26 protein-coding genes are annotated in these 25,978 nt (G+C 37.4%); 18 read left to right on the forward strand and 8 right to left on the reverse strand.

The features are described from left to right. Window positions 1-154: 154 nt before the first annotated feature. Window positions 155-1,249, reverse strand: a complete 1,095-nt coding sequence (mqnE, locus tag J0N78_RS23670; protein ID WP_209125591.1) for an aminofutalosine synthase MqnE — start codon at window positions 1,247-1,249, stop codon at window positions 155-157. A gap of 300 nt (window positions 1,250-1,549) precedes the next feature. On the opposite strand from mqnE, the gene J0N78_RS23675 reads away from it, so the two are divergent. From J0N78_RS23675 to J0N78_RS23685, 3 genes are all read left to right on the forward strand, one after another. Further along, window positions 1,550-1,756 carry an aspartyl-phosphate phosphatase Spo0E family protein gene (locus tag J0N78_RS23675; RefSeq protein ID WP_247747513.1) on the forward strand — a complete coding sequence of 69 codons (207 nt, stop codon included), beginning with the start codon at window positions 1,550-1,552 and terminating at the stop codon, window positions 1,754-1,756. A gap of 51 nt (window positions 1,757-1,807) precedes the next feature. After that, window positions 1,808-2,161 carry a HesB/IscA family protein gene (locus J0N78_RS23680; protein ID WP_209125557.1) on the forward strand — a complete coding sequence of 118 codons (354 nt, stop codon included), beginning with the start codon at window positions 1,808-1,810 and terminating at the stop codon, window positions 2,159-2,161. Window positions 2,162-2,765: 604 nt separating this feature from the next. Next, window positions 2,766-3,152 (forward strand): hypothetical protein, encoded by a 387-nt coding sequence (locus J0N78_RS23685; RefSeq protein ID WP_209125558.1) that lies wholly within the window; start codon window positions 2,766-2,768, stop codon window positions 3,150-3,152. Window positions 3,153-3,234: 82 nt separating this feature from the next. On the opposite strand, the gene J0N78_RS23690 is transcribed toward J0N78_RS23685, so the two are convergent. Both J0N78_RS23690 and J0N78_RS23695 read right to left on the reverse strand, forming a co-directional pair. Next, entirely contained in the window at window positions 3,235-3,894 is a 660-nt protein-coding gene (locus J0N78_RS23690) for a hypothetical protein (RefSeq protein ID WP_209125559.1), read from the reverse strand. Window positions 3,895-4,093: 199 nt separating this feature from the next. Next, entirely contained in the window at window positions 4,094-5,086 is a 993-nt protein-coding gene (locus tag J0N78_RS23695) for an NAD(P)/FAD-dependent oxidoreductase (protein WP_209125560.1), read from the reverse strand. A gap of 423 nt (window positions 5,087-5,509) precedes the next feature. Here J0N78_RS23695 and J0N78_RS23700 point away from each other — a divergent pair, with 423 nt between their 5' ends. From J0N78_RS23700 to J0N78_RS23715, 4 genes are all read left to right on the forward strand, one after another. Then, window positions 5,510-6,709, forward strand: coding sequence for an NAD(P)/FAD-dependent oxidoreductase (locus tag J0N78_RS23700; RefSeq protein ID WP_247747514.1), 1,200 nt, complete (start codon window positions 5,510-5,512; stop codon window positions 6,707-6,709). 268 nt (window positions 6,710-6,977) lie between these two features. Next, window positions 6,978-7,133 (forward strand): YuiA family protein, encoded by a 156-nt coding sequence (locus tag J0N78_RS23705; RefSeq protein WP_209125562.1) that lies wholly within the window; start codon window positions 6,978-6,980, stop codon window positions 7,131-7,133. 301 nt (window positions 7,134-7,434) lie between these two features. Further along, on the forward strand, window positions 7,435-7,752 hold the full coding sequence (locus J0N78_RS23710) for a YuiB family protein (protein WP_209125593.1): 318 nt from the start codon (window positions 7,435-7,437) through the stop codon (window positions 7,750-7,752). A gap of 173 nt (window positions 7,753-7,925) precedes the next feature. Next, the gene (locus tag J0N78_RS23715) at window positions 7,926-8,612 is read left to right on the forward strand and encodes a 3D domain-containing protein (protein WP_209125563.1); all 687 of its coding nucleotides are present in this window, start codon (window positions 7,926-7,928) and stop codon (window positions 8,610-8,612) included. A gap of 223 nt (window positions 8,613-8,835) precedes the next feature. On the opposite strand, the gene J0N78_RS23720 is transcribed toward J0N78_RS23715, so the two are convergent. Both J0N78_RS23720 and J0N78_RS23725 read right to left on the reverse strand, forming a co-directional pair. After that, window positions 8,836-9,648 carry a cobalamin-binding protein gene (locus J0N78_RS23720; RefSeq protein WP_209125564.1) on the reverse strand — a complete coding sequence of 271 codons (813 nt, stop codon included), beginning with the start codon at window positions 9,646-9,648 and terminating at the stop codon, window positions 8,836-8,838. 251 nt (window positions 9,649-9,899) lie between these two features. Then, window positions 9,900-10,373, reverse strand: coding sequence for a divergent PAP2 family protein (locus J0N78_RS23725; protein ID WP_209125565.1), 474 nt, complete (start codon window positions 10,371-10,373; stop codon window positions 9,900-9,902). Between the two features lie 148 nt (window positions 10,374-10,521). Between J0N78_RS23725 and J0N78_RS23730 the strand changes: the two genes are divergently transcribed. Both J0N78_RS23730 and J0N78_RS23735 read left to right on the forward strand, forming a co-directional pair. Beyond that, window positions 10,522-10,905: a DUF309 domain-containing protein gene (locus J0N78_RS23730; RefSeq protein WP_209125566.1), complete on the forward strand. Its 384-nt coding sequence runs from the start codon at window positions 10,522-10,524 to the stop codon at window positions 10,903-10,905. 281 nt (window positions 10,906-11,186) lie between these two features. Beyond that, complete coding sequence (locus J0N78_RS23735; protein ID WP_307795000.1) at window positions 11,187-12,695, forward strand: leucyl aminopeptidase; 1,509 nt, start codon at window positions 11,187-11,189, stop codon at window positions 12,693-12,695. A 476-nt stretch (window positions 12,696-13,171) separates the two neighbouring features. On the opposite strand, the gene nagE is transcribed toward J0N78_RS23735, so the two are convergent. Beyond that, window positions 13,172-14,563 carry an N-acetylglucosamine-specific PTS transporter subunit IIBC gene (nagE, locus tag J0N78_RS23740; RefSeq protein ID WP_209125567.1) on the reverse strand — a complete coding sequence of 464 codons (1,392 nt, stop codon included), beginning with the start codon at window positions 14,561-14,563 and terminating at the stop codon, window positions 13,172-13,174. A gap of 237 nt (window positions 14,564-14,800) precedes the next feature. Here nagE and nagA point away from each other — a divergent pair, with 237 nt between their 5' ends. From nagA to J0N78_RS23785, 9 genes are all read left to right on the forward strand, one after another. Beyond that, window positions 14,801-15,991 (forward strand): N-acetylglucosamine-6-phosphate deacetylase, encoded by a 1,191-nt coding sequence (nagA, locus tag J0N78_RS23745; protein WP_209125568.1) that lies wholly within the window; start codon window positions 14,801-14,803, stop codon window positions 15,989-15,991. Window positions 15,992-15,994: 3 nt separating this feature from the next. Further along, window positions 15,995-16,732 carry a glucosamine-6-phosphate deaminase gene (gene nagB, locus J0N78_RS23750; RefSeq protein WP_209125569.1) on the forward strand — a complete coding sequence of 246 codons (738 nt, stop codon included), beginning with the start codon at window positions 15,995-15,997 and terminating at the stop codon, window positions 16,730-16,732. A 13-nt stretch (window positions 16,733-16,745) separates the two neighbouring features. Beyond that, window positions 16,746-17,468 (forward strand): GntR family transcriptional regulator, encoded by a 723-nt coding sequence (locus J0N78_RS23755; protein WP_209125570.1) that lies wholly within the window; start codon window positions 16,746-16,748, stop codon window positions 17,466-17,468. Between the two features lie 15 nt (window positions 17,469-17,483). After that, entirely contained in the window at window positions 17,484-18,218 is a 735-nt protein-coding gene (locus tag J0N78_RS23760; RefSeq protein WP_209125571.1) for an SIS domain-containing protein, read from the forward strand. Window positions 18,219-18,511: 293 nt separating this feature from the next. Continuing rightward, a complete protein-coding gene (locus J0N78_RS23765) occupies window positions 18,512-19,033 on the forward strand; it encodes a TRAP transporter small permease (RefSeq protein ID WP_209125572.1) in 522 nt (173 codons plus the stop codon). A gap of 52 nt (window positions 19,034-19,085) precedes the next feature. Continuing rightward, entirely contained in the window at window positions 19,086-20,363 is a 1,278-nt protein-coding gene (locus J0N78_RS23770; protein ID WP_209125573.1) for a TRAP transporter large permease, read from the forward strand. Between the two features lie 59 nt (window positions 20,364-20,422). Next, window positions 20,423-21,478 (forward strand): DctP family TRAP transporter solute-binding subunit, encoded by a 1,056-nt coding sequence (locus J0N78_RS23775; RefSeq protein ID WP_209125574.1) that lies wholly within the window; start codon window positions 20,423-20,425, stop codon window positions 21,476-21,478. A 374-nt stretch (window positions 21,479-21,852) separates the two neighbouring features. Next, a complete protein-coding gene (locus tag J0N78_RS23780; RefSeq protein ID WP_209125575.1) occupies window positions 21,853-23,175 on the forward strand; it encodes a Na+/H+ antiporter family protein in 1,323 nt (440 codons plus the stop codon). Between the two features lie 111 nt (window positions 23,176-23,286). Next, window positions 23,287-23,919 carry a hypothetical protein gene (locus J0N78_RS23785; RefSeq protein ID WP_209125576.1) on the forward strand — a complete coding sequence of 211 codons (633 nt, stop codon included), beginning with the start codon at window positions 23,287-23,289 and terminating at the stop codon, window positions 23,917-23,919. A gap of 502 nt (window positions 23,920-24,421) precedes the next feature. On the opposite strand, the gene J0N78_RS23790 is transcribed toward J0N78_RS23785, so the two are convergent. Together J0N78_RS23790 and J0N78_RS23795 are read right to left on the reverse strand one after the other, a co-directional pair. After that, window positions 24,422-24,694 (reverse strand): HU family DNA-binding protein, encoded by a 273-nt coding sequence (locus J0N78_RS23790; RefSeq protein WP_209125577.1) that lies wholly within the window; start codon window positions 24,692-24,694, stop codon window positions 24,422-24,424. A gap of 340 nt (window positions 24,695-25,034) precedes the next feature. Then, on the reverse strand, window positions 25,035-25,877 hold the full coding sequence (locus J0N78_RS23795) for a YihY/virulence factor BrkB family protein (RefSeq protein ID WP_247747515.1): 843 nt from the start codon (window positions 25,875-25,877) through the stop codon (window positions 25,035-25,037). Between the last annotated feature and the right edge of the window lie 101 nt (window positions 25,878-25,978).

Consider the following 25,978-nt stretch of genomic DNA (forward strand, 5'->3'; position numbering starts at 1 on the left):
AAAGGTCATATCCTAGTTTTCCTGCTTGATATTCTTTAACTAGCATTAACTTAAATTGTTCACTATATTTAGCCATTAAAAACACCCCAAAAGTTAGATTTCACTCTAACTTTTGGGGTGCAGTACAGATTTGGGCTTTTAATTAAACGTTTGATTAATATTCTTTAATGATGTTATAGAATGTATCTCTTTCAACAGGAGTTCTTCCTGCCGTTTTAATAAGGTGGATCAGTTCATCTCGAGTAATTCCCGCAGAAGTTAACGCTCCAACTGAATGAGAGATACGTTCTTCAATTAAAGTACCATGAATGTCATCAGAACCAAATGTCAGTGCCATTTGTGTTAGTTGAACACCAATATTAATCCAGTACGCTTTTATATGATCGAAGTTATCTAGCATGAGTCGGCTTATGGCAACAGTTCTCATATCATCGAAAGCTGAAGTTCTACGCTTTAAGCCTGCATTAATGGATCGCGGTTGCATTGCGAGTGGAATAAAGACCATATAGCCGTTTGTTCGGTCTTGAAGCTGACGCAGGCGATCCATATGAATTAAACGTTCTTCAAATGATTCAATTGAACCGTAAAGCATGGTCGCATGTGTTTTTAAGCCGAGACCGTGAGCGATTTCGTGAGCTTCTAACCATTGATCTGTAGATGCTTTATCAGGGCTCATCTTTTCGCGGTAACGTTCAGTTAAAATTTCAGCTCCACCACCTGGTAACGTATCTAATCCAGCTTTAATTAATTCTTCAAGTACTTCTTTCATTGAAATTCCAGCAATTCTAGAGAAAAACTCAATTTCAGCACCCGTGTATGCTTTAATGGTAGCTTGAGGGTAATGCTTTTTTAACGTACGAATTGTATTTAAATAATAATCAAACGGGACTTCATGATTGTGACCGCCTACAATGTGAAACTCCCGAATATTATCGTTCCAGCGATCGCTTACATACTTTAATAAAGCTTCTTCGTCCATTGTATATGCCCCTTCTTCACCTGGCTTACGTTTAAAGCCACAGAAGCTACAGCTTGCTTCGCAAACGTTGGTAGGGTTAATATACATATTTTCAATAAAATAAACGTTATTACCATTCTTTTTTTGATTCACTTCATTGGCAAGTTGAGCAACCGAAAGTAAATCAGGTGTATCGTATAAATAGAGTCCGTCTTCAATCGTTAGACGTTCACCACTTCGTACTTTATTTGCAATATCTTGTATCCGTTTATCGAGAGTAAGTGTAGACATCAAATTACCTCTTTTCATTTCTTTATATTCTCCTATTATATTATCAGATAAAAACAAGAAAAAGGAAGTGAGAAGAATTGTAAATAGTAGAATGAAGGTTTAATACCTGTTAAAAGGGGTAAACCTATAATAACAAAGATAATAAAAAGAAAATTCTTAATTTTTAATAAAAAAGGTCATATTATCATACGAATTTTTTTTTGAAAATTATAGGCCCATTTGGTAAAATAAAAATTAAAGGTTGTCCAATTAAATAAGAGAAAAAACATTTATCATGGGCAACGGTAAGGGGTGAGTGGTTTGGAGAGACTTTGTTGTGAAGAGAGCCTTTTAAAAATTGAAATGTTAAGAGAAAAAATGGTATCGACAGCACTATTATATGGTTTTAACCACCCACTTGTACTTGAATACAGTCAAAAAATAGACGAAAAGCATAATGAATTTTTAACCAAACAGAAAAAACGAATTGTTTTTCAAACGAAAATAAAAGAAAACGTCCTTCCTTGAGAACAATATGTATAGGTAGTAAAATAAGATGTAGTAGAGGAGGGAAAATCAATGATAACAATAACTGAGTCAGCGGTTGCTCGTATTAAAGAAATGCTGAATGAAGAAGAAGAGCAAGGATTTAAGCTTCGCATCGGTGTTAAAGGTGGCGGATGTAGCGGTCTGTCATACGGCATGGGCTTTGACAAAGAAGAGCAAGAGGATGATATGAAGTTAGATTTTGAAGGCTTAGAAGTGCTTGTAGATAACGAAAGTGCTCCTGTTTTAAAAGGGGTAGTGATTGATTATAAACAAAATATGATGGGCGGCGGATTTACGATTGAAAATCCAAATGCTATCGCATCATGTGGTTGTGGCTCTTCGTTTAGAACGGCCGAAAATGCTGGGAAACCGGAAGAGTGTTAATAACAAGAATTTAAAAGTAGAGGTCTAAAACCTACCTAACGAATCCTCTGTTAGGTAGGTTTTTCTTTCGAGGATGTCTAGCTGCAGCGGCCAGCGTCTAGTGGACTTCGCTCTCCTCCTTACGATAAGTCAACATCGGATCGCTAGTGCTTCTCCGTGTTTCCTATATCTCATACGGGAGAGCTCCAGTCCATACGCCGCTGAACGGGCGCTTCCGCTTTTCTTGTCTAGCTGCAGGTGTCATCGGCTCGAGGTCGCTTCGGTCCAACAAACGTGTCCAAAAATCAGGACACTAATTGCTGGCCCTCCAGCGCTTGTCGCCGATAAGCAGACACCTTCCGCTTTTCTTATTGTCTAGCTGCAGCGGCCAGCGTCTAGTGGACTTCGCTCTCCTCCTTACGATAAGTCAACATCGGATCGCTAGCGCTTCTCCGTGTTTCCTATATCTCATACGGGAGAGCTCCAGTCCATACGCCGCTGAACGGCCGCTTCCGCTTTTCTTATGTGTTAACTAGTCATATATCTATACGAAAAAAGTTCAATCGCATAAAGTAAAGTAGTACTAAATCTGGTTAGGGCAATCGTCACGATAGGAGGAGTTCACGTGAGTTATTTTAGAGCACTATCACATAACACTTGTGGTTGTAATAAACCAACTATGCCTGTTCGTCCACACCACATTCCACATAAACCAAAGCTTAAGAAGAAAAAGAAAAAGACATGTGGATGTTTTTGCGATCAGTTTAGGAAGCAAACTCCAGTTCAATTTTCAAGCTTGGTTATAAATGGAGCAATATTAAAAATCGGTGAGAATGACCCAATCTATCCAGAGAATCAAATAATAGAAACAATTACTCTAACGCATATTGATGAAAAAAAATGTTGTGCTACGGTTAGAGTAACATATGTACAAGAAACACAGTATCTTCCACCATACCCCCAAGTCTATAGAGATATAGCTTGCCATCAACTTGGTCCGTATGTAGATTAGAAGTCCTTAAAAAGCTGTTACCTTGTGATTGATCAAAGCAAAAAAAGGAATAGGTTTTCTTCACACCTATCCCTCTTTATAGTCAACAAAAGTCATTAAACTTCGCTGCAGTGAACACACGAGAATCGACAGTAATCGGTATATGAGGATCACAGATTTCTTTCGGGATTGGACCAGCATCAACAGTTAAATAGTACCGGTTAAGTCCGCAGCATGGATTTTGATCGACCCAATGGAAGTGAGTCGTCGTCGTGCTGAAACCAGGTGTCAATGAAATCGTGGTCATATTAAAATCAGGAGAACAAGATGCTTCCTCCCACTCTCCATTATTACAAATCGTTAATGAAGCAGTAGTTGGAGAGGATGTATCTGTTGTTTCAAAAATAATTTGTGGAGTTTCATCTTCGCAAATTCTCCAAATGCGGAAAGTGACGGGCACTCCAAAAAGCCCAGTACCGCATGAATGCATATCGGAAATACTGGCGCTAATTGGTGGGAGGTCAGGGACGAACCATTCGACTGTAGCATGCAGTAACACTTTATCCTTTTTCTCATCGGTACAAATCTCTACTTTTGCAATTGGGTTAGTTGGAGCAGGGCAGCCTGTAGGTGGAATCGTACGGCTTGTATTTTGATCTTTATCAAAGTCTGTAAATAAAGATTTATCTTTGTTTTTTACATGTGGCGTCTTTTTACAATGATTTTTATGTTTGGGGCTTTTTTCGAAATAAAATGAATTCAATTTTAACACCTCGATCTCATTTTAGTACTCTTAACTATCATATTGTGTTAAATTGAATTGGTGATTTGGTGTGGGCATTAACTATAGATAAAAAAACATTTTTTCTGTTGTTTTTCTAAATTGTAAAAAGTTTTATTAAAATACTTTAAAACAAACAAAAAAGGCTGAACACATATTCAACCTTTTATAAGATATGCAATTAAAACATACTTGAACTATGTCCAGGTTGTAGCCTTGCGCCAGGGTCCATGTAAGATTTCGCATTGTTTACTGCTGTTGGTGCTTCACCAAACCCGACTGCGATTAGTTTTACTTTACCTTCATAAGTAGCGATATCACCTGCAGCGTAAATACCTTTAATATTCGTTTCCATTTTTGAATTAACAATAATGGAGTTCTTTTGTATGTCAAGACCCCATTCTTTAATTGGGCCAAGTGATGAAATAAATCCGTAGTTAACAATGACGGCATCGACATCGACAGTAGCCTCTTTATCACCTCTTACTTCTTCAAGGACCACTTTCGTAATTTTTTCACCATCACCAATGAGGTCTTTAATTGCAAAAGGTGTTTGGATATCCACTTTAGATTGGTGTAAAAGCTCTACACTATGCTCATGAGCTCTGAATTTGTCGCGGCGATGGACAAGTTTTACATTATTAGCAATAGGCTCTAGCATTAAAGCCCAGTCAACAGCTGAGTCGCCGCCACCGCAAACGAGAACGTTTTGGCCGGAGAAAATACTTAAATCATTAACGAAATAGTGCAGGTTTTTCCCTTCGTATTGTTCGGCTCCATTTATGTCTAATCGACGTGGTTGAAATGCTCCAGCACCCGCCGTAATAATAATAGCTTTTGAATAATGCTCTTCTTTATTCGTTTTTATTTTAAAGATATTATTTTCATGTTTTTCAAGTTTTTCTACGGATTGTTCAAGGACAATGGTTGGGTTGAATTTACTCATTTGTTCTTTTAAGTTATCAATTAATTCTTGAGCACGAATTTTAGGGAAGCCTGCTACATCATATATGTATTTTTCAGGATATAATGCAGAAAGTTGTCCGCCTAGCTGTGGCATACTTTCGATTATTTTTACCTTTGCCTGCCTCATTCCACCATAAAACGCAGTAAACAAACCGACTGGACCACCGCCGACAATCGTAATGTCGTACACTTTGCGTTCTTTTGTCATGACAAAGCACCTCCACCAAATTTTCATAAAAACCTAAAATGTAACCTTTTTCATTATAGATGGTATAGAAAGTAATTTAAAGAAATAATGTGAAAATACTGAATTTTTAACATTAATACCTTCTATATATTATTTATATTATTTTGTCCGCTAAAAATGATTCAATGGCTTGTTTATAAAACCTTACATTCCAAATAAAAGCAAGAATAAACGTACGGCTTTCAGAAGAAATTATTAAAAAGGTGGTTGAAAAATAAGTTAAAAACCAATATGATTATAAATGTGAATTGTGACTAGTTTGCGAAATTATCTCTTATCCTTTATGTAAAATTTTTTAACATGCTACGTGAAGTAAATCACAAACTAGTAATTTACTTCAGAGATTAACAGTATTTAACTAAAAAGAAAATGGAAGTGATGAAGTTGAACAAGCCAAAAATTGTTATTTTAGGGGCCGGTTACGGGGGAATGATTACGGCTTCACGCCTAACAAAAGAATTAGGCTATAATGAAGCAGATATTACATTGGTTAACAAACATGATTACCATTACCAAACAACTTGGTTACATGAACCAGCTGCTGGTACATTAGATCCTGAAAAAACACGTATGAAAATTAGCGAGGTTCTTAATTTAAGCAAAATTCATTTTGTAAAAGACGTAGTGGTAGACATTAAAAGGGATGAGAAAAAAGTAATTCTTGAGAACGGTGAACTTGATTTTGACTATTTAGTTGTTGCATTAGGTTCTGAGCCAGAAACTTTCGGTGTTCCAGGAGTATTTGAGCATGCATTTAGTAAATGGACAGTGAACGGAGCACGTCAAGTAAGAGATCATATTGAGTACATGTTTTCAATCTACAACAATGAAGATGAAAAACGTGATGAATTATTAACATTTGTCGTTGCAGGAGCTGGCTTCACAGGTATTGAATTTATCGGTGAATTATCAGAGCGTGTACCTGAACTATGTAAAAGATATGATGTACCACGGGAAAAGGTGAAAATGTATGTGATTGAAGCTGCACCGACAGCATTACCTGGCTTTGATCCTGAGTTAGTTGAATATGCGATGAATTTATTAGAAAGCCGTGGGGTTGAATTTAAGATCAGCTGCCCAATTAAAGAAGTGACTGAGTATGGTGTTATTTTAGCGGATGGAAGCGAAGTGAAAGCTGAAACAGTTGTTTGGGCAACTGGGGTTCGCGGTAACTCAATCATTGAAAAAGCAGGGTTTGAAAATATGCGCGGCCGTGTAAAAGTGGAACCAGATCTACGTGCACCTGGCCATGATAATATCTTTATCATTGGAGATTGTTCATTAATCATTAATGAAGAGATTAATCGTCCATATCCTCCAACTGCACAAATTGCAATGCAACAAGCTGCAGTATGTGCATCTAACATAAAAGCATTAATTCATAATGAGCCAACAAAAGGCTTTAAGCCAGATATTAAAGGAACAGTTGCATCATTAGGTGGTAAAGAAGCGATTGGTGTTGTATTTGATCGTAAGCTTTACGGTTCATCTGCAAACTTTATGAAGAAAATGATTGATAACCGTTACTTATTTATGCTTGGTGGTACGCCACTTGTACTGAAAAAAGGGAAAAACCCACTATAAAAAGCTTTTCAAAGGCTGACTCTATTCAATAGGAGTCAGCCTTAATTGCTTTAATAACGGGCATTGATAACGTGTCCATTGGTGTCAGTCATCTTTAGCACACTAAAGGTGACTGACACAAAAAATATGCAATTAACAATGAAATTTAAAGATAAAACAACTTGATTGCGCTTACACGGCTAAAAATAAACTAATTTGGAAGTTTTCTTTTTATCAAAAAACTGATAAAATTGTCTGAAACTTCTGAAATATTGAAAGGGTGTCAAAAATGAAAAAAAGAAAAATTGTTCTCAAGGATGGTCAATGCCCATACTGTAACGGATTAGGTTACTTTGAATTATTTTTAGGTGGAACTGAAACGTGTGAGCTCTGTTCAGGGCAAGGAGAATTGAAAAAGAAAGTTGAAAAGAGCGTAGTATCCTAATACTACGCTTTTTTCTTTGGTGCACCCACCGACAAGCGAGACTTCCTTCACCTCCGTACGATGAGCCAACACCGACTCACTAACGAACACCCGAGTTTCATTTATCTGAAACGGAAGACTCCAGTACATACTCCGCTGACCAGTCGCTTCTGCTTTTCGTGTAATGTTCACGAGTCGTTCAAGTATTCTATATTGACGCCTGTACGTAGATTAAGTAAACTAACCTTTGTAGCATTATGTATAGGTTCAAGTGAAAGTGAAAGTGCTTTTTTATTTGGGGGTGCAAGTAGTGGATTTTCTTATGGGTTTGCCCGTGTTAATCATATCAATACTATTATTTTTAATTTTATTTTTTGGGATCGGTTTTTTATTAAATATGATTTTACGTTCGACTTGGGTAATGGCTATTATCTATCCGATTGTCGTCATCTTAATTGTAGATAATGTTGAATTTTGGGATTATTTTACAGCTCCGATTGTATCATTCCAAGCTCTGGGCGCTGATTTAATTTCGCTAAAGCCAGCTGACTTTATTATTTTGGCAAGCGGTTTGCTAGGAGCTATTTTATCAGGCATTATTATTAAGTTGCTTCGCGCCAAAGGATATCGAATGTTTTAACCTTTAGAATAACCGGATCTGCCTTTCATTAGGTAGGTCTTTTTATTTTGTCTCCAAAAAAGGAGTTACATTTAAAAAGTCTGAAAAATGCAAAAGATAATCCCTTTCTTCCTCTTTTTTGAATAATTTTTTTCGGAAATGGAGATGCTTAGTCAATGAGAGGAGTGAAGAAAATGGAAATTGCGAAAAATACATTTCGCAGATTAGCCATGACGATTATGTTTGGTTTAGCATTTTTCTCAACGTATCAAACACTCTCGGGTGTGGGTACCGAAGAATTTACAAATTGGGCCAAGCTTAAGTTATTAGAGCGGCCTATTGTGAGTGAAAGTGCAATGAAGGATACTCATTTATTGAAAAAAAAATTACCGAAAATACAGCATGGATATGCAGCAAAATCAGTGCCTGTTATTGATACCGATCATGTATCTTTAGATGATGCAATTGATTGGCAGAGATACCCTTCAAAAAAGGTGGTTGCAACAGGTTATACTGCAGGTCATGAGTCTACTGGGAAAAATCCGGGACATCCAAGTTATGGTATTACATATTCTGGAGTTCAGGTGCGAAGAGATTTGTATTCAACAATTGCAGCAGACCCCAGTACTTTCCCGATCGGGAGTATTTTGTATATTCCAGGGTATGGATATGGTGTAGTGGCCGATACAGGTTCAGCCATTAAAGGAAATAAGATCGATTTGTACTATGAAACGGTAGAAGAAGTCTTTGAGCATTGGGGAAAAAGGGAAGTTGAAGTTTATCTTGTAAAAGAAGGAAATGGACAATTGTCGGAGCAGGAGCTCATTGATTTAAATGAAAATGAAGCAGTTCAAGTATTTCGAAGACAAATGTCATTCTAACTGTGAGTAAAAAAAGTATAATTTCAAAGTAAACAATGATTATATTAAAAAAGGAAAGAGACTGACCTTTACCAACAGCGGTATCAGGCACCTTTAGAATAGTAAAGTATATTCCTATGTAATGAAAAGGAGGCTGGCATTGTGGAGTCAGTCTCTTTTGTTGCTTACAGATAGTGGTGTTCAGATATTTATTTTTACTGTATGATTATGCCATTATTTTTAATTATACATCTAGTAATGGGTCTTTTCCATTAAATGGTGGATATTTTTCTGGATGTAACAATGCGGCAACCTTTTGTAATCCAACGAATAATCGCGGTGACGGTCGACAAAATAGTGGCTCATCCAGTACATGAATTTTATTATCTATAACAGGAGCAAATCTGTCCCAACCAGGGCGCTTCTTAACGATTTCAGGATTCACTTTATCATGGTCTACCCCTACCCAAACTAAGCAAATGTGATCAGGCTTTCTCTGCATGACATCTTCCCAATCAGTTTGGACGCTTGCTCGGTCCATATCTTCAAAAACGTTTGTACCACCTGCTAAACGGCTAATTTCAGTAAGCCAATTTGTACCACCAGGAGTAAACACAGGCTTCGGCCACCATTCCCAATATAAGCGTGGTTTATCGATAATTCCTTTACTGATCGTTTCGTACTCATGAATAAGAGAGTGAATACGTTCTACAATGTTTTTTGCTGTCTCTTGGTTTTCGGTTATTTCACCAATCTTTAAAAGGTCTTCACAAATCTCTTCAAGAGAATTTGGGTTAAGCACGATGTGTGGAAGGTTTCGTTCTTTTAAACGCTCGATATTCTTCTCCATGCCAGGAACGCTCAATGATGCCAACACGAGATCTGGCTTAAGTGAAGCTAACTTATCCATGTCAATATTTAGATCAGGGCCAAGACGTGGCAATGTTTGAATGGATTTGGGCCAATCTGAATAGTCATCAATCGCTATAAGTTGCTCTTCAAGACCTAAATATCCAAGTAGTTCAGTATTGCTAGGACATATTGAAATAATTTTCACCGGTTTCTCCCCCTACATATGATTATATTTAAAGCTAAGTTATTCATTATTCATTGATGAATAATTTAATTCAACTAATGATCTAAGCTTTACAAAAGTGTACTAGGCATAATGCTGGTGATCTGGGCATAACATAAGTGACTTAAGCTATACTTAAGCACAGATAAAAAAGAAGGTGACTCAAAAGAAAAGAGTCAGGCTCCTTAATTAGACGGAGCGCAAACACTAATGAGTCACCTGCTTTACATTTACTATAACATTGCGTGAAGGAAAAGTGTTAAAACAATTCCTAATAGTCCACCAAAAAACACTTCTATTGGTTGATGTCCTAACAGTTCCTTTAATTCTTTTCTTTTTTCTTCTTCTTGCATTTTCGGCCAAGATTTTACTTCATCAACTAATTTATTAAAGTCAGCAACAAGCTGATTGAGGACTGTTGCATGATAGCCTGCGTGTCTTCTAATTCCAGTTGCATCAAACATCACGATAATCCCAAATACAGTAGAAATCGCAAATAGAGGTGAATTAAAGCCTTCTTCAAGAGCTATTGCTGTGGCGAGTGCAGTAACAGCCGCTGAGTGAGAGCTAGGCATTCCTCCAGTACTCGTAAGTAAAGTCCAATCAACTTTTCGTGTAGGAATAAAAGCTAGTGGTACTTTAATAAATTGAGCGAAACCGATCGCTATGAGTGCCGCCCATAAAGGGAAATTATGAAATAGGTCCATAGTTCTACTTTCGTCCTTTCTATATAAAAGAAACTAGTGTATGACTTTATATTTGCAATATGATAATACTTAGTTTATGTTTTCAGTGAGCTGACATACTTTCTAATCCGTATATTTGTAATTTGTAACATGTAAAGAGGTGAAATGAATGGATCAACCGTTATATCCACTAGAATACTATGAATTTTTTGTTAAATTCAATGAAGGTGACTATTATACATGTCACGACTTATTAGAAGAAATTTGGATGACAGATAAAAGTAATGATTTCCTCAAGGGTATGTTACAAATGACTGTTGCCATTTATCATTACGAGTATGGAAATGTGAAAGGAGCCAGACTAATGATGGCTGCGGGACTCCGATATATCCAACCGTACCGACCATTTTACTGGGGTGTTGACCTAGAAGAAATTAATCAATTTATTAAAATATGCTTGTCCATTATACCACAGGACATCGAACGCGTCCCGTTTGAAAAAGTAAATGAATTACCGAAACTTCCACAGCTCGCTCTGTATTTGCAAGAATAAAAATAAATTCGATACTCGAAATAAATAATGAAGTTAGTTATAATAAAGTGAAACTTCATTCAGTGGGGGCATTTTTCCCCTACTGAATGTTAGTTGAACCAATCGGGTTGTTACTGAGGCCCACACGATGTGGGTCACACAGACGTTGCCACAGGACGTGGCGACCTTAGTCTGTGTTCCATCGTCTCCCACTTTGTCTTCTTTGTATCTTCAAAGCCTTGAAGTGGGAGTCTTAGCGCCAGTTAAACGGGATAAACGTATTATAACTAGGAGGACTAATGATGATGTATAAAATTCAAGCATTTAATGAATGGAATAATGAAGAAGCAGATGGACTTTTTGTTGGATTATTTGAAGATGATAAAAAATGGTCAGAAGGCTTAAAGGAGCTAGACGTCGCATTAAATGGTATGTTAAAAAAGCTGTTAAAAGAAAAGCATTTTACCGGAAAATTAAATAATATCTTTTCATTCCATACGTTAGAAAAGCTGAAAGCAAAAAAAGTATATATAGTCGGTGTTGGTAAGGAAACAGACGGACAGGATGAACAATTACGTAGTGCGTTTGCGCAACTAGGTAAAACGATTCAAAGGGATCAACTTCAACATGTAGCTGTGCTTTTAGATTCGTTTGTAAAAGAAGAAAAGGACGAGGCACATTGCAGCTTTCTGCTCTCTGAAGCCATTGAGCTTACGAGCTATAAAGTGGCAGATTACAAAGAAAAAGACAATCGAGTCGAGAAGCGCTTAGAAAGTGTAACCGTCTTCACAACTGCACTAGAACAACCTCTGTTAGAAGAACTTCAAGCCGGAAAGGTGTATGGAAATGGGACGAACCTTGCCCGAACACTCGTCAATACACCAGGAAATTTAATGACACCGACAGATTTAGCAGAGTCTGCAAAGGACATTGCAGATCGACATGGAATGGAAATCGAGATTTTAGAACGAGAAGATATGGAAAAGCTCGGTATGGGAGCGCTTCTCGCTGTTGCCCAAGGAAGTGAGCAACCCCCAAAAATGATTGTCATAAAGTATCAAGGAAAGAAAGAGTGGAAGGATGTGCTCGCTTTTGTAGGGAAAGGACTTACATTTGATTCGGGTGGGATCAGCATTAAACCGAGAGAAAATATGCATGAAATGAAAATGGATATGGGCGGTGCAGCAGCTGTTCTCGGTGCGATGGATATTATCGGTCAAATGAAGCCAGAAACGAATGTGCTTGCCGTCATTCCATCTTCAGAAAATTTACTGAATGGACAAGCGATGAAGCCAGGTGATGTTATTACAACGATGAGTGGGAAAACGATTGAAGTCAGAAATACGGATGCAGAAGGTCGATTAATTTTAGCGGATGGCGTTACATATGCGAAACATCTCGGTGCGAGCTACTTAGTTGATGTAGCAACGCTTACAGGAGCAGTGATTATTGCTTTAGGTGAATATACGACTGGGGCTATAACGAATAATGAAGAGTTTATGGAGAAATTGCTGTATTCGGCTTACGAATCAGGAGAGTGGGTATGGAGACTTCCGAGTTTTGAGCCGTATCGAAAAATGTTGAAAACGAGTGATGTTGCAGATTTGAACAATTCTCCAGGGCGTCCAGCTGGTAGTATTACTGCCGGATTGTTTGTCGGTGAGTTTGCTGGTAATACACCGTGGATACATCTCGATATTGCAGGAACAGCATGGAGCTCAAAAGGTACAGAAACAGGACCAAAAGGAGGTACTGGAGCGATGGCGCGTACATTAGCAGCACTCGCTGAGCAATTTGATCCAAACGAATAAGTGTAAAGTAACAATAATAAAGTACCTGACTCAGTCGTTGGCGAATCAGGTACTTTAATTAGTTCAGGAACATCGAGTGGATGAGTAGGTCGAAAAATGTCTGGTGGTGTCGAGAAATCGATAAATGGTCCAAAGTTAAAAATAAAATACGTGAAGTTGAAAATAAAAGCCACGACCTTGAAAATAAATCATTGAAAGTTGGAAGAAAAGTACACAAACTAGAAAAAATAATTTGAAGTTAAGTTTCATCCCTGTTACTGCTAACGAATCAAGGATAAAAACACACAAAAGTTACAAAAATAATTTAGAAATAGTAGGTAACTTTTATAAAATCACTTTAATACAGCTTAAAATTTCCTTATTTTACTCAACAACAAAAATTATAGAAAAACGTCCCAAGGATTCAGTTTCATCTGGGACGTCTTTTGTTAAAAGTATTTACTTTTTGTAAGAAAATTCGTATACGTCACTAATCGTTATTTCTTATTGTCTAGCTTTGTTTTCATTACATTGGCGACAAATTCGACGTCTGTACCTACAATAATTTGTAAATTTGTATTTCCTAATTTCATCGTTCCTTTTGCTCCGTGTTGCTTTAAGGCTGACTCATTTACTTTAGTCATGTCCTTCACGTGCAAGCGGAGTCTCGTCGCGCAATTATCAAGAGTGGAAATATTTTCCTTTCCACCTAAATCGGTTAAGAAATGACTTGCCATTGTTTCATATTTGTCTCCAGTTGCTTCACTAGAAACGTCACTAGTGCTATCGTTAATTAGATCATCTTCATCTTCACGGCCTGGTGTTTTTAAATTCAATTTTTTAATTAAAAAGTAGAATAATACAAAATAAATGGCTCCATAAATCAATCCAATGAAAAATAAAAACAACGGTTTTTCGGCAATACCAAAGTTTAAAAAGAAATCAATTGCACCAGCTGAAAAGCCGAATCCATGTCGCACTTCAAGAAGATAGGTCAGAGACATGGCGCTTGCTGTTAGTAGTGCGTGAATGAAATAAAGTAGTGGCGATAAAAACATAAATGAAAACTCAATCGGTTCTGTAATCCCTGTTAAGAAAGCAGTAAAGGCAATACCGATTAGCATTCCTGAAACTTCTTTTCTTTTATTTTTCCTTGCGGCTAAGATCATTGCAATCGCAGCGGCAGGAAGACCAAACATCATAATCGGGAAGAACCCTGTCATAAAGACTCCAGCCGATGGATCACCAGCAAAAAATCGATGTAAATCACCAGTTACCCCGTTAAATTCTCCAAATACAAACCAAACTAAACTATTAAGCACATGATGTAGACCAATAGGAATAAGAATACGATTTAAAAACCCATAAACCCCAGCCCCAAGAGCACCAGCATCGATAATCCATTGACCAAGGCTGTTAATTGCATCTTGAATTGGCGGCCAAACAAAACCGAATAAACCGGCCAGAGCGACCATCGTTGCTGCTGTAATAATTGGTACAAAGCGGCGACCTGCAAAGAAACCTAACCAGTCGGGCAATTTAATATTGTGAAAGCGATTGTAAAGAAGACCAGCAATAATACCAGAAATAATTCCACCTAAGATAGCCATATTAATGTTTTCATTAATAGCCTGTGTTCCATTTACGAGCACTAAATAACCAATCGCTCCAGCTAATCCAGCTGTTCCATTATTGTCATGAGAGAAGCCAATAGCGACTCCAATCGCAAATAATAAAGCTAAGTTAGCAAAAATAGCATCACCTGCACTAGCGATAAATGGGATGTTAAGCATATCTTCTTGTCCAAGTCGTAATAATAGGGCAGCTGCAGGAAGCACAGCGATAGGTAACATTAAGGATTTACCAATTTGTTGTAAAAAATTTAACATGAGTATTTTCACTCCTTTAAGTTATTGTTAACGCTTTCTGTAGAATTACTCTAGCACATAAATATATAGTTGTCTATACCGATTTTGATAAATACTTTAAGCTGTAAAAACCTAATTTCACTAATAATTTAAAGGTTAAAGAGATTAAATGAAAGAATATAGACCTTTATTGGTATAGACAACTATATAATTAATTGTTAAAATAAAAGCGAACATACAAGTAAGGAGCTAAAAGCTATGGATAAACAAAGTAGGTTCGTCATTAAGGAAGTTAAAGTTTTAGCAGAAAACCAAACATACCGAAATGGTTTTATAAAAGTAGAAGATGGCAAGATTACTGAAGTCGGTGACATGACTCACTATAAAGAAGGAGAAGGAATGACCGTATATTCTTTTCCAGAGCATTATAATGTCATCCCTGGATTGATTGATCTCCACATACACGGAGTAAAAGGTTCAGATACCATGGATAATACAGCAGAAGCGATAAAAAACATAGCAATGCACTTACCAAAAGAAGGTACTACGAGCTTTCTGGCGACAACGATTACTCAAGCACCTGAGCAAATCGAGTGCGCATTAACGAATGTGGCTCAATATACGAAAAGTGAAAATCAAGAAGGATTGGCAGAAGTGCTTGGGGTTCATCTTGAAGGTCCATTTATATCGAAAAAAAGAGCAGGGGCTCAGCCTGCGGAATACATTGAAGCGCCAAACCTAGAACAATTTAAATCATGGCAGACTGCTGCTGACGGTTTAATTAAGGTTGTAACCTTAGCTCCAGAAGAGGAAAACGGGCTGGCGTTTGTACGGCATTTAAAGGCTACAAATGTCATTGCTTCGATCGGTCATTCTGATGCAACTTACGATATTATCGATCAGGCGATAGACGCCGGAGTAACCCATGTTACTCATCTCTTCAATGGAATGAGAGGCTTTCATCACCGAGAGCCTGGTGTAGTAGGTACTGCCTTAGCAAGAGATAAATTAATGGTTGAAATGATTGTTGACGGAATTCATATTCACCCAGAGGCTGTTAAAGCAGTATACAAAGGGAAAACACCTGAGAAGATCATTATAATTACGGACTCCATGAGGGCGAAGCAATTACCAGCTGGGACGTATGAATTAGGGGGTCAGGAAGTTTTTGTTCAAGAAGGGAAAGCTTTATTACAGGACGGAACCCTTGCTGGAAGTGTTTTAAAAATGAACGAAGCAATTAAGAATATGATGAATTTTACAGGCTGTACATTAGAAGAAACAATTAAGATGGCAGCAGAAAATCCTGCGAAACAGTTAAATGCCTTTGATCGGATAGGAAGTATAAAAAAAGGAAAAGACGCAGACCTTGTCGTCCTTGATGACGCGCAAAATGTAGTGATGACTTTTTGTAAAGGAAAATTGGCATACACTGGAGAGAGGGGATAGCATATGAACTTAATTATTGCGGAAAATTATGAAGATATGAGCCATAAGGCTGCGAATTACCTTATTGAAAAAGTGAAGAAACACCCGAAAATGAATTTAGGACTGGCTACTGGTGGGACACCGGAACGAACCTATGAATTAATAATTGAAGATCATCAAAAAAACGGTACTTCCTACGAAGGGATCCAATCCTTTAATTTAGATGAGTATATCGGATTAGCTCAAGATCATCCAAACAGTTACTATTATTACATGTGTCATCAATTATTTAATGATATTGATATAAAAAAAGAGAATGTTCATTTACCAAGTGGTGTCGCTAAAAATTTAGAAGAAGAATGTCAGAACTATGAAGCTTTAATCACCAATGCTGGAGGAGTGGATTTGCAAATTCTCGGGATTGGCAGTAATGGTCACATTGGCTTCAATGAACCAGGAACTCCATTTCAGACAAAAACACACATTGTGAAATTAACGAATTCTACTCGAGAAGCCAATTCTCGTTATTTTGTAACGATGGCAGATGTACCAACTCAAGCGATAACGATGGGAATTGGTACGATCATGAAAAGTAAAGAGATTCTCCTTCTAGTTTCCGGAGACAATAAAGCAGAAGCACTGCAAAAGTTAATGAGAGAAGATGTGAATGAACAGTTTCCTGCTTCGGTGCTTAAAAATCACCCTTGTGTTACAATAATAGCTGATAAAAAGGCGTTAACCAAGGTAATGGTGCACAGTTGAAAGGAGTAACTGTATGATCAATAAAAACTCTCCACTTCCGATTTACTATCAATTGGAGGAGCAAATCAAATCTCTAATTGAAAAAGGAGAATTAAAGCCAGGTGATGTCATTCCTTCTGAACGGGAATATGCTGAAAAATACGAAATTAGTCGCATGACCGTAAGGCAGGCAATTAACAAGCTTGTGAATGATGGCTATTTGTATCGGAAGAAAGGAAGTGGAACGTTTGTTTCAGAAAAAAAGATTGAACAAGCGTTACAAGGCTTAACTAGCTTTACAGAGGATATGAAAGCAAGAGGAATGATCCCAACGAGTGAGCTGCTTCACTTTGAAATGATCCCTGCAACTGTACAAATTGCTAAGGAGTTACAGATCAATGAGCATTCTCCTGTTTATGAGATTAAGCGAATTCGTTTAGCCGACGGTGTCCCGATGGCTCTTGAGACGAATCATATTTCAGCAAATCTTGTCAAAGGTTTAACCGAAGAAATTATCAGTCAATCGCTATATCAATATATTGAGGAAAAATTAAAATTAACCATCGGTGAAGCAACACAAGAAATCGAATCATCGATTTCTAGCTTAACAGAAGCGAACTATTTAAAAGTAAAAAAAGGCGCACCGATCCTCTTAATTAGGCGGAAGACCTATTTATCAGACGGGACACCATTAGAAGTGGTCCAATCCTCATACCGTGCCGATCGATACAAATTCATCATCAATATGAAACGGTAAACAAGTAGGTGTAAAATGTTCGATACTTATTTTAAGAAAATAAAGGAATTACTTTTAACAATTGAAGTCGATGAGAAAGCACAAGTGAAACAAGCAGCGAAAAAATTCGCAGAAAGTATTCAGCAGGGCGGGATTATTCACGTCTTTGGATGCGGACATTCCCATATACTAGGGGAAGAAGTTTTTTACAGAGCGGGCGGCCTTGTACCTGTTAACCCTATCTTGGTAGAAGATTTAATGCTGCATCACGGGGCAGTCCGTTCATCAACATTGGAACGCAAGCAGCACTTTGCAGAAGCGTTTATCGGCGATGAAGACATTAGAGAAACCGATTGCTTAATTGTTGTCTCTACTTCAGGTCGAAATCCCGTGCCGATCGACGTTGCATTATATGGAAAAATGAAGGGTGCTTATGTCGTTGGAATTAGCTCACTAAACTATGTACCAAGCCAGCCATCACGCCATGAGAGCGGCAAACACTTATGCCATGTCGTCGATCTCGCTATTAATAACCATGCCAACATAGGGGATGCACTAATTGAAGACGATCAAATAGGGGTGCCGTTTGGTCCAAGCTCAACGATTATTGGAGCAGCGATTATCAATAGTATGATAGCTGAAATCATTCATGAGTTGAGCAAAAATGGGGTAGAGCCCCCGATTTTTAAAAGTGGTAATATCGATGGTTCGGATGAACATAACCAAAGACTTATTGAAAAATATAAAGAACGAATTAAGCGCTTGCAGTAAAATATGGGTGCTTAAAAAATAAGGCAAATATAGCAACAACTAAGATCGCATTGGCTTCCAATGCGATTTTCAATTGGATTTAAAAAGGAAATTTGGAGGATATAGCCAGATATGTAAGGACACAAGAGGATAAGTATAGATAGCCTCGGTCAGTGTATATGAACTTAAAATTTCCTTACTGAAGGAGACAAACGCCCATTTAAGCTGGTTGAGTTGGAAATATAATCCCAGTATCATTAAAATAAGTCTTGTTTTCAGACAACTTAGATTACATAACGAGGAGGATAAACGATTTGAACATTATTCAAAAGGTTGACCGCGGAATAATGAAAGTTGAAGAACTGATTTTAAGTTATTCGGTTATTCTCATTTCTTTAATGGTTGTCGGTAATGTAGTTAGCCGAACAATTACAGGGAAAAGTTGGGCTTTTGCAGGGGAGATTAGTGAGTTTGCGGTGATCCTTGCGACATTTATGGGGATCAGTTATGCGGCAAGAAAAGGACGACATATTAGTATGTCTGCATTTTTCGATGTTGCCCCGCCAAAGATTAGAAAAGCACTAGCTATAGTTATTCCAGCCGTGACAGCTATCATTTTGCTTGTCCTTGCATATTACGCGTTTGGCTATATGGTTTCAGTCTTTGAAAAAGGAAGAGTAACGATTGCCTTACAAATTCCAGTATGGATCTTACTTATTTTTATTCCGGTGGGGCTCATTTTAGGAAGTTTACAATTTATTCGAAATATGTGGATTAACATTAAAGAAAAAGAGGTGTATTTAGCAACTGAGAAAAAGGATTACTCTGAAAATTGAGTCTTCTTAGATCCTCATAATCTATGAAAAAAAAGAATAGAGAGGGACAACTATGGTAGCAACTTTAATGACGTTAATGGTTATATTTTTATTACTAGGTTTTCCGATGTTAATTCCTTTAATTGCTGCACCCCTTTTCGTTGTCATGTTATTTATTCCGAACATTGATCCGATATTTCTCATTCAACAGATGATACAAGGAATATCTCCTTACGTTCTATTAGCGGTTCCGCTGTTTATCTTTGCAGCAGACATCATGTCTACGGGAAAAACATCGAAACGGCTATTAGATTTTGTAGGCTCTTTTATTGGACATCTAAGGGGCGGTTATGCCATTACAACCGCTGCAGCTTGCACATTATTTGGCTCGATATCAGGTTCAACACAGGCAACCGTTGTCGCTATCGGTAAGCCTATGCGCGAACGATTACGCTCGGTCGGATATAAGGATTCTAGCGCGATTGCGCTTATTATTAACGCAAGTGATCTTGCCTTATTAGTACCACCGAGTATTGCCATGATTATTTATGCACTTGCAGCATCAAGCGTGTCTGTTAGTGAATTATTTATGGCCGGAATTGGCCCAGCTATATTGGTCTTCACGATGTTTGCGGTGTATTGCTATATTTACGCAAGAGTGAAGAAGATTCCGCTAGTTGAAAAAGCATCGTGGAAAGAACGAATTACCTTTACGCGAAAAGCATTACTTCCTTTAGGATTTCCTGTCATCATCATTGGTGGGATTTACTCAGGAGTATTTAGTCCGACAGAAGCAGCAGGAATCTCGGTTTTATATGCATTAATTTTAGAAGTACTTATTTTTAAAACAGTCAAATTCAAAGAAATTCCAAAAATCGCATTATCGACAGGTCTTGTAACATCGGCTGTGTTTATTCTAGTTGCTGGTGGTCAAGCATTTTCATATGTGATTTCATATGCGCGTATACCACAACTGGTAGCAAACAGTGTGATGGGCGGCGATCCATCGGCACTTACGGTTTTATTCATTGTTTCGATCTTCTTCTTTATTGGCTGTATGTTTGTCGACCCGATCGTCGTTATTTTAATTTTAACACCAATTTTCTACCCAATTGCAATGCAAGCGGGTGTCGATCCCATTCATTTAGGGATTGTCATCACATTCCAAGCTGCATTAGGGTCGGCAACACCACCGTTCGGCGTTGATATTTTTACCGCAAGTGCAGTCTTTAACAAGTCATATTTAGATGTCATCCGAGGTACACCACCTTATATTGTAATGCTTGTTATAGCTGGGATTCTACTAATATTATTTGAAGAAATTTCTCTTTTCTACCGTTACTTCATGTAAAGAGGTTGTTCAAAACACGATGAAAAGAGAGTTTCATATAAAAAAACAGGGGGTATTTGATGTTTTTTAAAGAAAAAAAGTTGATGTTACTTACGTTAGCCATCATGATGAGTGTCATTCTTGCAGCTTGTGGTAGTGAAGAAGCAGATAGTGATGCGGAAGAAACGTACAACTGGAAATTTGTGACTGAAGAGATGGAAGGTCAAGTCCAATACGAGTATGCAAAAGAGTTTGCAGACCGTCTTCATGAAAAATCAGATGGGCAAATCAACATTGAGGTCTATGAATTTGGCGGACTTGGGAGTGAAGTAAACCAAGTAGAACAGCTTCAAAGTGGAATTGTTGAGTTTGCAATTGTGTCTCCAGGTTTTACGGGAACGATGGTTGATGAAGGTCAGCTTTTTGCACTACAATTTTTATTTACAGATGATATGGAATTAAACCAACAGATTTTAGATACAAGTGAAGCGTTAAATGTTAATTTAGCTGAAAAATATGAAGAGCATGACATTAAACCTCTAGCATTTTGGACAGAAGGTGCGATGCAGTGGACAGGTAATAAAGAACTACGAACACCAGAAGATTTCAATGGTTTTAAAATGAGAACGCAAGAATCACCGTTAATTATGCATTCATATGAAGCATACGGTGCTAACCCAACAGCAATGAGCTGGGGTGAACTTCATACTTCTTTAGACAATGGTGTTGTCGAAGGTCAAGAAAATCCAATTTTCTTTATTGAAGATGCTTCATTCCATGAAGTTCAAAGTAATATGACAATCTCAAGACATAATATTTATGTTGCGATGACAACAGTAAATCCAGATTTCTATAATGGTTTACCAGAAGATATTCGTGCTATGATTGATGAGACGGTTGAAGAAATGCGTCCTGTTGGTTTTGAACTACAGAAAAAGCTAAATGAAGAGCTTCTTGACTCGATTGTCGATAACGAAACTTATCCGACAGAAGTCATCGAGCTATCAGAAGCTGAAAGAGACGCTTTCAGAGAGCTAGCGATCCCGGTTCGTGAGTACTTTGTTAATGAAGTCGTCGGCGAAGATGGCAAGATGATTTTAGAAATGCTACAAGTAGAAATTGAAGAAGCACAGTAAACGAAAGATTGAAGAGACTGACTCTTATGTTGATTTCCAACAAACGTTGGAGGGCTGACATAGAGTCAGTTTTTTTAACGTTAGGTGCCCACGAGATGAAAAAATTAGGAGAAGTCGGTCACAAAAGAACTGGCAAGGCGCCAGAGTGGAAGCAATAGGAGACCATTCGTCACAAAAGGGTGTATATTTTCCTTTGCTTCACTACCTCCACAAAAAATAAATATTTTTTCAACTCTACTAATTAATGACTTCCCTAAAACGAAAATATTATTCTAGGAAAATATAAATATTGACTTCATTTTAGGAGAATGATAGCCTTTAGTATGTTAGTTATTTAATATACTAAAGTGAAAAGTGTTAAGGAGGATTTTTTCGTGAATGCAGTCATCATCGCAGTACTTATTATGTTAGCGCTAAGTTTAGCACGAGTTCACGTAGTGATTGCACTAGTAATTGGTGCATTAGCTGGAGGCGTAATCGGAGGTCTTGGTCTAACCGAAACAATAGATGTATTTACAAATGGACTAGGTGGGAGTGCGAATGTAGCACTAAGCTATGCTTTACTAGGCGGTTTTGCCATTGCGATCAGTCGTACGGGTTTACCGGATGTTATTGTAAAATTAGCTTTAGCCATCGTAGGAAAAGAAGGAGAAAGTCGCAAGAGAGCTTTATCGAAAGCATTAATTTTTCTTATTATATTAATCATTTCTTGTTTTTCTCAAAATGTAGTACCGATTCATATTGCATTTATTCCTATTTTAATTCCACCGATTTTAAAAATATTAAATGAGCTAGGCGTTGATCGTCGGGCCATTGCTACGATTATTACGTTCGGTTTAACAACTCCATATATTTTATTACCATATGGTTTTGGTGCCATTTATCATGATATTGTCGAAACGAATATGGCTGAAAGTGGCCTTGTGATTAACCGGGCCGATATACCGGTTGCACTGATGTTACCTGTCGCTGGGCTTCTTCTTGGTTTACTCGTTGCTGTGTTCGTATCATATCGTAAACAACGTAACTATGAAACGAAAGGATTTACGAATGGAGAGGGTGTGGCTAAAGGGACGGCTACTAATCGGTCTATTATATTCTCAATCCTTGCGATTATCGTTACATTAATTGTCCAACTGATCACTAATTCCATGATCGTTTCTGCACTTGCAGGATTGGTTGTTATTTATTTAAGTGGTACAGTAAATTGGAAAGAATCAGATGAAATGGTCACGAGTGGTATGAAAATGATGGCTTTTATAGGATTTGTCATGCTTTCGGCATCAGGATTTGCAGCCGTTATTAGGGAAACAGGGCATGTTGACCAGCTTGTTGAACAAGTGGCAGGGGTCATTGGTCAAAATCAAGGATTAGCCGCATTATTAATGCTTCTTGTTGGTCTGTTTATTACAATGGGGATTGGTTCTTCATTCTCAACTATTCCGATTATTGCTGCTATTTTTGTACCGCTTGGTGAAGCAGTTGGATTTAGTCCACTTGCAATAATTGCTTTAATTGGCACAGCTGGAGCGTTAGGAGATGCGGGTGCGCCTGCATCAGATAGTACACTTGGACCGACAGCAGGATTAAATGCAGACGGACAGCATGATCATATTTGGGATACGTGCGTTCCAACTTTCATCCATTTTAATATTCCATTACTCGTCCTTGGTTGGATTGCCGCTATGGTACTATAACGAGATAATATTTTTTGTGAAAAAAGTAATAGAAAATTGAAGATTATTGAAACCTTATAGCGAGAAGAAACGTCTATATAATATAAGTATTCTATAGTTAGGAGAATGCGTATGGTATATGGAATGAAGTGGGTCTTTGCTCTATTAATTTTTCCCGTTATAAGTGGTTGTTCATCAGTAGATGAAAAAGTAGTTCTCTTTCAGCTTAATGAAATAATTACTACATCCTCCGAACTTTTTCAAAACCATAGCTCGTATGGAGACATGTTTTATAATGAGCAGTATCATACGTTGGAAGAAATTGAGAGATTGCTAGATGGAAAAGTGACAGAGGATGGTCTATTGCAAATGGTTGAAAGAATTTTTGATGAGAACGATAACATTCTTGTATACAAACAGCCTTTTCAAACGTACATAAAGGAATCAAATGTATATAATTCATCAATCAATGAGACGAATGCTTATTATGACACCGTTCGAAAAACAATCCTTAATCCTGGTCTACGGTTAATTACGGAAGAAGAACTTCAATTTGAAGTACATGACGAAATAGTCATTGTCAAAGGTGAAAATATTAATATCGAGTTCTATAATATAGAAATGTATGGTGGATCTGCAGAACAATATGCCAGATACGGATATCCAGCAAATGACGTACTATCAGTATCATTTAAATTTGTAAAGGATACGAACGGATATTTATTGGATTCTTTTCATATTGAAGATGGTGAAATCACTTCTTAAAGGTAATACACATGAAAAATGAGTTCAAAATTCATTGATAACGAAAGGCTCTTTCTCAAAGATTGTTGCTTTTAGCTTTTGGACCGTAAGCCAAGCGGATGCTTGGCTCTTCACGCATAGCGTGAAGGTTTTGAAAATAAAATAGCCGATCAGACAAATGAATTTGTCTTGAAAAGGCTATTTTATTTTCAAAAAACGGTCCAAAAGTAACAAAGTTTACGAAAACAGCCTAACGAAAAGAAGCATGGCCACAATTGGTTTAGTGATATAGGTAAAAAATAAAAAACAGGAAAAAGACCGTACAATATATTATTGCGGTCTTTTTTCCTGTCTTAATACTGAATAGCATGCGAAAAGCTAAGGCTTTTTTTAAAATGACATAAACATAGCCCGAGCTTTCCTAAAAAAATGTATTTCAATCATTTTACTCACACAAGTCTTGCTCCAGCTATTCAAAATCGCGTCGCAGTAAAGTTTCAAATAAGTTCGTTTGTAATCTAGATTATTTAACGGCTTCTTTTAACTGCTTACCTGCTTTAAATGCAGGAGTTTTACTAGCTGCGATTTCGATTTCCTCACCCGTTTGTGGGTTTCTGCCTTTTCTTGCGGCACGCTCTCTCACTTCAAAGTTCCCAAAACCGATAATTTGAACACTTTCACCTTTTGCTAGTGTATCAGAAATAACTTCAAAAAGTGAATTTACGCAAGTTGAGACATCTTTTTTCGTTAACTCAGAGTGTTCAGCAACAGCATTAATTAATTCAGTTTTATTCATAATTTACCCTCCCAAATCTACTAATTTTACTTAGTTGCTATCATCGTTACCGTTTTTTTAATAAATATACATCGAAATAAGAGTTTTCTTAAAAATTACTACTTTTTTCGGTTAAATTGGTACAGTTCGTGCCAGGGTTGACTCTATTTTACGTAGAACAGGAAGAATCCTCCCATTAATACAAATGTTTTAAAGCGATTATTAAAATCAATGTTAAATTCGTTTCTGAGTCTATTTCTAATGTCCACTCTAATATACATACAGACTTTAGCCTGAATTTCCTCACCGCCGTACGATAAGTCAACATCAATTCACTAACGTTCATTGTGTTCCTTCATCTTTAGTCTTTCTTTTCATTCAGCCGAAGAATTTGCAAAGTCGCATTAATCTCGCCACCGATAATAAGGATCAAGCCACTTAAGAAAAACCAAAACATAAGAACGATAACACCTCCTAAACTTCCGTAGGTGGCAGAGAAATTTGCGAAGTTCGTCACATAGACAGAGAAGCCGAGTGAAATCAATTGCCATGAAATCGTGGCAAACAGGGCACCGTAAACGACATCTTTAAAGGTAAGTCTTCGATTAGGTCCAATTATATATAATAACATTAAAACAATCGTCATAATGGCGATGCCAATTACCCAGCGGAGGCGGTTCCATAATATAAAAGACGAAGTAGGAATATGAAAAATGGCATCAACGGCTTCTAAGATCAGTTTTCCGAACACAGGTAAGAGAAGTGTGACAAAAAAAACAATTACTAATCCGAACATAAGCAGGATTGATAATAGACGCAAAGTAATAAACGACCGGGTTTCATCAATGTTATGAGCTTTATTAAGAGCACGTATTAAAGCATTCATTCCATTAGAAGCAGACCAGATCGTCGCAATAAACCCGAATGAAAGTAAGCTACCTTTAGGCTCTTGAACGAGTTCTAATACTGTCGTAATAAATAGATCGGCAAGCTCGTATGGTACATAGTCTTCAACAAATGCATAGATCTGCGATACATCAAGGGATAAATAAGGGAGAAGTGCCAAAATAAAAATTAAAAATGGAAATATCGAAAGTAAAAAGAAAAAGGCAAGCTGTGCGGCCCGATCCTGGATAGGATCCTTTTTTATTTGCTCATATAATTCTACAAAAAATAAAATCGGTGGAGTGCGATTTGATTGCAAAGCGATCATCCTTTTTTGGAATTTCAACTAAAAAGTATGCTAATAACCGTATAACGAGTTGCTCTATGAGGAAATTCAACGACCAAAGCTGTAATCCCTGC

This window comes from Alkalihalobacillus sp. BA299 (genome assembly GCF_017745675.1).
In the GTDB taxonomy this organism is placed as follows: domain Bacteria; phylum Bacillota; class Bacilli; order Bacillales; family Bacillaceae_F; genus Alkalihalobacterium.

Coding starts and splice junctions, on each gene's coding strand:
- mqnE (WP_209125591.1), bottom strand. CDS start 1,249: ATGTCTACACTTACTCTCGATAAACGGATACAAGATATTGCAAATAAA.
- J0N78_RS23680 (WP_209125557.1), top strand. CDS start 1,808: ATGATAACAATAACTGAGTCAGCGGTTGCTCGTATTAAAGAAATGCTG.
- J0N78_RS23695 (WP_209125560.1), bottom strand. CDS start 5,086: ATGACAAAAGAACGCAAAGTGTACGACATTACGATTGTCGGCGGTGGT.
- J0N78_RS23705 (WP_209125562.1), top strand. CDS start 6,978: ATGAAAAAAAGAAAAATTGTTCTCAAGGATGGTCAATGCCCATACTGT.
- J0N78_RS23710 (WP_209125593.1), top strand. CDS start 7,435: ATGGGTTTGCCCGTGTTAATCATATCAATACTATTATTTTTAATTTTA.
- J0N78_RS23715 (WP_209125563.1), top strand. CDS start 7,926: ATGGAAATTGCGAAAAATACATTTCGCAGATTAGCCATGACGATTATG.
- J0N78_RS23725 (WP_209125565.1), bottom strand. CDS start 10,373: ATGGACCTATTTCATAATTTCCCTTTATGGGCGGCACTCATAGCGATC.
- J0N78_RS23730 (WP_209125566.1), top strand. CDS start 10,522: ATGGATCAACCGTTATATCCACTAGAATACTATGAATTTTTTGTTAAA.
- J0N78_RS23735 (WP_307795000.1), top strand. CDS start 11,187: ATGATGTATAAAATTCAAGCATTTAATGAATGGAATAATGAAGAAGCA.
- nagE (WP_209125567.1), bottom strand. CDS start 14,563: ATGTTAAATTTTTTACAACAAATTGGTAAATCCTTAATGTTACCTATC.
- nagA (WP_209125568.1), top strand. CDS start 14,801: ATGGATAAACAAAGTAGGTTCGTCATTAAGGAAGTTAAAGTTTTAGCA.
- nagB (WP_209125569.1), top strand. CDS start 15,995: ATGAACTTAATTATTGCGGAAAATTATGAAGATATGAGCCATAAGGCT.
- J0N78_RS23755 (WP_209125570.1), top strand. CDS start 16,746: ATGATCAATAAAAACTCTCCACTTCCGATTTACTATCAATTGGAGGAG.
- J0N78_RS23760 (WP_209125571.1), top strand. CDS start 17,484: ATGTTCGATACTTATTTTAAGAAAATAAAGGAATTACTTTTAACAATT.
- J0N78_RS23770 (WP_209125573.1), top strand. CDS start 19,086: ATGGTAGCAACTTTAATGACGTTAATGGTTATATTTTTATTACTAGGT.
- J0N78_RS23775 (WP_209125574.1), top strand. CDS start 20,423: ATGTTTTTTAAAGAAAAAAAGTTGATGTTACTTACGTTAGCCATCATG.
- J0N78_RS23785 (WP_209125576.1), top strand. CDS start 23,287: ATGGTATATGGAATGAAGTGGGTCTTTGCTCTATTAATTTTTCCCGTT.
- J0N78_RS23790 (WP_209125577.1), bottom strand. CDS start 24,694: ATGAATAAAACTGAATTAATTAATGCTGTTGCTGAACACTCTGAGTTA.